The sequence below is a fragment of the Herbaspirillum sp. UBA812 genome (genome assembly GCF_002296545.1).
In the GTDB taxonomy this organism is placed as follows: Bacteria; Pseudomonadota; Gammaproteobacteria; order Burkholderiales; family Burkholderiaceae_D; genus Herbaspirillum; species Herbaspirillum huttiense.
This window is the reverse complement of sequence record NZ_DBIC01000127.1, coordinates 1-6,052: the sequence shown is the minus strand read 5'-3', so window position 1 is coordinate 6,052 and position 6,052 is coordinate 1. Positions and strand designations below refer to the sequence as shown.

Genomic DNA, 6,052 nt, shown 5'->3' with positions numbered 1-6,052 from the left:
TCGCCGGAACGCCTGCTCGATGAAGTCACGCTGTTCCTGCACCAGGTGGAAACCACGCTGCCGCCGGAGAGCCAGCGCATGCTCAAGGTGGCGCGCGACCGCGAGACGGTCTTCGAAGGCCGCCGCATCCTGGTGGTGGAAGACGACGTGCGCAACATCTTTGCGCTATCCTCCGTGCTGGAACCCAAGGGCATGAAGGTCGACATCGCCCGCAACGGCCGCGAAGCCCTGGAGGCCCTGCAGCGCAGCCAGGAACAGCCGGGTGCGCCGATCGACCTGGTGCTGATGGACATCATGATGCCGGAGATGGATGGCCTGACCGCCATGCGCGAGATCCGCAAGCAAGCCGTCTGGAAGCGCCTGCCCATCATCGCCCTGACCGCCAAGGCCATGAAGGATGACCAGGAGAAATGCCTGGCCGCCGGCGCCAACGATTACATCGCCAAGCCTTTGGATGTGGAAAAACTGCTGTCCCTGGTACGCGTATGGATGCCGAAATAAATCAGGCACTGGCCAACCAGCATTTCGATATCGAGATGCAGTTGTTGCTGGATGCCATCTACCTCAAGTATCACTGCGACTTTCGCGGTTACGCCGGTGCGTCACTCAAGCGCCGCCTGGCCACCGCCATGATCCGGTTCGGCTGCGAAACGCTGTCGCAATTGCAGGACAAGGTGCTGCATGATGCGACGGTATTCCCCGCGCTCATGGATTACCTCACGGTGCAGGTCAGCGAGATGTTCCGGGATCCCAGCTATTTCCTGTCGTTACGGGAGAAGGTGATCCCGCTGTTGCGTACCTATCCATCCTTGAAGATCTGGGTAGCCGGCTGCAGCAGCGGCGAGGAAGTCTATTCGCTGGCGATCCTGTTGCGCGAGGAAGGCTTGCTCGACCGCAGCATCATCTACGCCACCGACATCAACCAGGCCGCGCTGAAGAAGGCCGAGGCCGGCGTCTACGAGCTCGACCGCATCCCCGGTTTCACCAGCAACCACCAGAAATCCGGGGCGAAGACCTCGCTTTCGGATTACTATACGGCCGCGTACGGTGCCGTCGTCTTCGACAAGTCGCTGCGCAAGAACGTGGTCTTCTCAGATCACAGCCTGGCCACCGACAGTGTCTTTGCCGAGATGCACCTGGTGTCCTGCCGCAACGTGCTGATCTATTTCAACCGCCATTTGCAGGAACGCGCGCTCGGCCTGTTCCGTGAATCGCTGGTGCGCAAGGGCTTCCTGGGACTGGGTTCGAAGGAATCGATGCGTTTCTCGACGCACGGTCCTGCTTTCGATGAAGTGGTGCGGGAAGATCGCATCTTCCAGAAGAAGGGGGAGCTATGAGCCTCGTCCCGCTGCCGGCCCTGGGTGGCCGTGCGATTGATGCGATCGTCATCGGTGCCTCTGCCGGTGGCGTGGAAGCCTTGTCGGAAATCCTGCCGGCGCTGCGGCGTGGTGCGCAGGTGGCGACCATGGTGGTACTGCACATTCCGCGCGAACGCCCCAGCCTGCTGGCCACCATCTTCGCTGATCGCTGCGGCCAGCCGGTAGTGGAAGCGCAGGACAAGGAGCCGGCGCAGCCGGGCGTGATCTACTTTGCGCCGCCGGATTATCATCTGCTGGTGGATCGCAGTGATCAGGGGCCGGTGCTGGCCATGTCCAACGATGAACTGGTGAATTATTCGCGCCCGGCCATCGATGTGCTGTTCGAATCGGCGGCCGATGTTTACCGCGAGCGTTTGCTGGGCATCGTGCTGACCGGCGGCAATCATGACGGAGCGGCCGGATTGCAGGCCATTGCGCGCGCCGGTGGCGTGACCGTGGTACAAAGTCCGCAACAGGCACAGGTACCTTACATGCCGGCGCAGGCATTGGCGCTGGGACAGATTGATTATGTGCTCACGCTCCCGCAGATCGCCGATCTGCTGCGCACCCTGGGCGTATCGGGGAATGACCAGGAAAAGGAACGCAGGTGACAGAAAAATACAAAGACAGAGACCTGCCGCGGGTGAAATTCCTGCTGGTCGATGATCTCGACGAAAACTTGTTGGCCCTCTCGGCCCTGCTGCAGCGGGACGATGTCGAGCTGCTGCTGGCCCGCTCGGGCCTGGAGGCGCTCGAACTGCTGCTGCAGCATGACGTGGCACTGGCCTTTCTGGACGTGCAGATGCCGGACATGGATGGCTTCGAGCTGGCCGAGCTGATCCGCGGCAGCGAGCGTACCCGCAACGTGCCGCTGATCTTCGTCACGGCGGGTGTACGTGATGAGCGCCGCCAGTTCAAGGGCTATGAGAGTGGTGCAGTGGACTTCCTCTACAAGCCCATCGAGCCGCATATCCTGCGCAACAAGGCCGATGTGTTCTTCCAGCTGTATCGCCAGAAGCAGTTGCTGGCGCTGGAGTTGAAGCAGCGCACCGAGACCCTGCGCATGAACGAAATGTTCGTGGCCATCCTCGGCCACGACCTGCGCAATCCGCTGAGCGCGGTGGTGATGGCGGCCACGCTGCTGCAGCGGACGTACAAGGAAGAGGTGGCACAGAAGGCCTCGCAACAGATTCTCAATGGTGGCAAGCGCATGGCCAAGCTGATCGACAACATGCTCGATCTGGCCCGCGCGCGCCTGGCCGGCGGCATCCCGCTGGTGCGTGCCAGCGCCTGCCTGGGCGAGATCACCGAACGGGTCGTACAGGAATACCAGGCCACGTATCCGGGCAGTGTGGTCGAGCGCCGCATCGAGGGCGATGACAATGGCTATTGGGATGGCGACCGCCTGGGCCAGGTGGTGGCCAATCTGCTGGGCAACGCTTTGCAGCACGGCGCGGCGGACAGTCCGATCTGCATCGGCATCGATGGCCGCAGCGAGGAGGAAGTAGTCATGACCATCGCCAATCGCGGTGTCATTCCGGCGGCCTTGTTGCCGGTGATCTTCGATCCCTTCCGCGGTGGCGAGCGTGAGGTCGGCCGCAAGGAAGGTCTCGGGCTGGGCCTGTTCATTGCCCAGCAGATCGTCAAGTCGCATGGTGGAAGCATCACCATGAGTTCGGATGACCAGGTGCAGACCATGGTGACGGTGAGGTTGCCGAGGCGTTGAGTGCCGCTGCCTTCGCAGTGAATGAATTGGGAGATGGCAACGGGCGCAAGGAGAGCTACAGCGTCAACCAGACTCCTGAAGGTGAAGAACCTTCCGCTTTGCCATCGGTCTTCCGACATCAAAGTACGGAAACATTTTCAACTTTTCGATCCGGAGCCATTGACGTCCATGCACAACGCCAATCCCGATAATTCTGCCACCACGCCACATCTGAACAAGGCGCGCTATCTGGTGGTGGCGGGATGGGTGCTGTTCATGATCTCGCTGTTCCTTCCTTTGCAGAACACTGATCTGGGATACGCGGCCCTGATCTATTCGTTCGTCTTCCTGATGTCCATCTTTGATCGACTGGAACCGCAACTGATCTGGATGGGCAGTTACGCCTTGGTCAACGCAGGCTTGATCGTTTCCCTTTTCATCGCCTGGAAGGGGCCACTGATCAGCCATCCACGCTGCTCTTTGTTCTTTACGCTGGCGGCCGTGGACACCTTGTTCGCTCCCCTCTTTGCCAAAGAGTTCACCGAATACCCGGCATTCTGGTGCTGGGCGGCTTCCGCGATATTGGTGGCATCGGGAATGAATCTGGCCCGGCTCCAACAGAACGATCTTGCGTCCTTGAAGGCCAGGCATTAGGGCCTGGTCATACTTGTCTTGTACCCGAAATGCCTGCTCCTCGGAGCAGGTTTTTTTTTAGGCGCTGCGAAATCTCCTCGCAATATTCTCCTGGTCTTGCACAGGCTGGATTCAAGCTGTGCCGGCAAGACGACGTCCGTCAAGAAATCGCTTGTCAATCAAAGTTGATCGGTCTATATTGTGTGTACCTAACAGTACATAAGGTACTGAAAGGTACACTAATTGGAGAAACATCATGTCGATTCGCCCGCCGCTTCCCCCTTTCACTCGTGAAACCGCCATCGAAAAAGTCCGTCTTGCCGAAAACGGCTGGAATACCCGTGACGCTGAAAAAGTTGCACTGGCCTATACCGAAGACAGCTGGTGGCGCAATCGCGCCGAATTCGCACAGGGCCGCGAAGCCATCACCGCACTGCTCAAGCGCAAGTGGACGCGTGAGCTGGATTACCGCCTGGTCAAGGAGCTGTGGGCCTTCGACGGTGCGCGCATCGCGGTGCGCTTTGCCTACGAGTACCATGATGATTCCGGCCAGTGGTATCGCGCTTACGGCAACGAGAACTGGGAATTCGATGCGCAGGGCCTGATGCATCACCGTCACGCTTGCATCAACGAGCATCCGATCAAGCCGGAAGAACGCAAATTCCTGTGGGACAATAGTGGCCCGCGCCCGGCGGATCATCCCGGGCTGAGCGATTTCGGTATCTGAGGAAAATGAATGGCTAGAGTCATTGCGGAAAAAGACGATGTGATCCCCCTGCTGGCGGAAGTCTTCCGCACCTATGGCTTCGAGGGGGCGAGCCTGGCGCGCATCAGCGAAGGGACCAGGCTGGGCAAGGGGAGCATCTATCACTTTTTCCCGGGCGGCAAGGAGGAAATGGCGCAAGCCGTGCTGGGCCACGTGGATGCGTGGTTCCGGCAGCATGTGTTCGAGGCGTTGAACGAGCGTGACGATGCCGTGGCAGGCATCAAGGCCATGTTCGACGATGTCAGCCGCTATTTCCTCTCGGGGCAGCGTGTCTGCCTGGTCGGCGTATTTGCGCTGGGCAATGAGCGCGATCGCTTTGCCGTGATGGTGCGTGATTACTTCATCGCCTGGATCGATGCGCTCGCGTCCGCCTTGGTGCGGACCGGGCGCAAGCCCAAGGAAGCCAGAACGCTGGCCGAGGAAGTCGTGGGCGGGATACAGGGCGCGCTGGTGCTGGCCCGCGCCCTGGACAGTACCGATGTGTTTGCCGATGCGTTGAAGCGTTTCCAGAAGCGGCTGTTGGGCTGATCTCCCGTCCAGCAGGTGAATGCAACGGCATGGGGTTGCCGTTGTGTTCTGCGAGCGATCCGGCATCGGACAGGCCGTGTACTTGGTGTTTGAGTTTCGACGAGGACGACAACTGCGGATACAAGGGGGGGTACCTTGAAACACCGATTCATGAGATGGACGGCGATGTTGCTTTGGTCGACATGCCTGTTCGCCTCTGCAGAGGAAAAAACTCAACCGCCTGTGACGATGGAAAACTCCATCGGCATGCAGATGGTGCTGATCCCGGCGGGCGAATTCTGGATGGGAACCGAGGAGTCGCTGGCCGCGCTGAAGCAGGCCTATCCGGATTATGAGGAGCGGCGTCTGCGCGATCTCGACGATGAACGGCCGCGGCACAAGGTGCTGATCACCCATCCCTTCTATCTCGGGAAGCATCTGGTCACCGTGGGCCAGTTCGCGAAATTCCTGGCCGAGTCCGGCTATACCCCGGAATCCATTCGCGATCAGACCGGCGGTTACGGCTACAACCCGCGCTACGATCCTGAGAAGACCGAACGCAAAGACGCATTCGAAGGCCGCAGCCCGCAATACAGCTGGAAAAACCCCGGCTTCCCCCAGGCCGATGATCATCCGGTACTCAACGTCACCTGGAATGATGCATCAGCCCTTGCAGCTTGGCTCAGTGAGAAAGAGCACGCGCACTATCGTCTGCCGACCGAAGCCGAATGGGAATACGCTTGCCGCGCGGGGACGACGACGCGCTATCCCAATGGCGATGATCCGGAGGGCCTGAGTCAGATCGCCAACACCTTTGATGCCGACGCTGCTCCCTACTGGCCACGCATGGCCGGTCGCGCGCTGAATAGTCACGACGGCTTCGCCTTCACCTCGCCGGTGGGCAGTTTCCCTGCGAATGCCTTCGGGCTGTATGACATGGTAGGCAATGCCTGGGAATGGACCGCCGACTGGTATGGCCAAGAGACCTATGCGCGTTCACCGCTGGCCGATCCGCGCGGGCCGGCCAGCGGTGAAACCAAGGTGCGGCGCGGTGGCTCGTGGCATACCTGGTCACTGTATGCG

At 60.2% G+C, this 6,052-nt stretch carries 8 protein-coding genes; all 8 read left to right on the top strand.

The window, feature by feature from the left end:
• Positions 1 to 501 (top strand): response regulator (locus B3873_RS08065; protein WP_286865151.1); only part of this gene is annotated, 501 nt, incomplete at its 5' end.
• Positions 486 to 1,337 carry a CheR family methyltransferase gene (locus tag B3873_RS08060; RefSeq protein WP_039784526.1) on the top strand — a complete coding sequence of 284 codons (852 nt, stop codon included), beginning with the start codon at positions 486 to 488 and terminating at the stop codon, positions 1,335 to 1,337. The genes B3873_RS08065 and B3873_RS08060, both read left to right, overlap by 16 nt.
• Positions 1,334 to 1,969, top strand: coding sequence for a chemotaxis protein CheB (locus tag B3873_RS08055; protein WP_039784527.1), 636 nt, complete (start codon positions 1,334 to 1,336; stop codon positions 1,967 to 1,969). Before B3873_RS08060 ends, B3873_RS08055 begins: the two co-directional genes overlap by 4 nt.
• A complete protein-coding gene (locus B3873_RS08050; protein ID WP_286865150.1) occupies positions 1,966 to 3,084 on the top strand; it encodes a hybrid sensor histidine kinase/response regulator in 1,119 nt (372 codons plus the stop codon). The genes B3873_RS08055 and B3873_RS08050 overlap by 4 nt, the downstream gene beginning before the upstream one ends.
• A gap of 168 nt (positions 3,085 to 3,252) precedes the next feature.
• Positions 3,253 to 3,717: a hypothetical protein gene (locus B3873_RS08045; RefSeq protein WP_286865149.1), complete on the top strand. Its 465-nt coding sequence runs from the start codon at positions 3,253 to 3,255 to the stop codon at positions 3,715 to 3,717.
• Between the two features lie 235 nt (positions 3,718 to 3,952).
• Entirely contained in the window at positions 3,953 to 4,423 is a 471-nt protein-coding gene (locus B3873_RS08040) for a DUF1348 family protein (protein ID WP_121045233.1), read from the top strand.
• Positions 4,424 to 4,432: 9 nt separating this feature from the next.
• Positions 4,433 to 4,990 (top strand): TetR/AcrR family transcriptional regulator, encoded by a 558-nt coding sequence (locus tag B3873_RS08035; protein ID WP_039784530.1) that lies wholly within the window; start codon positions 4,433 to 4,435, stop codon positions 4,988 to 4,990.
• 252 nt (positions 4,991 to 5,242) lie between these two features.
• Positions 5,243 to 6,052, top strand: an 810-nt coding sequence (locus B3873_RS08030) for a formylglycine-generating enzyme family protein (protein WP_414651530.1), incomplete at its 3' end; no start/stop codon positions are given.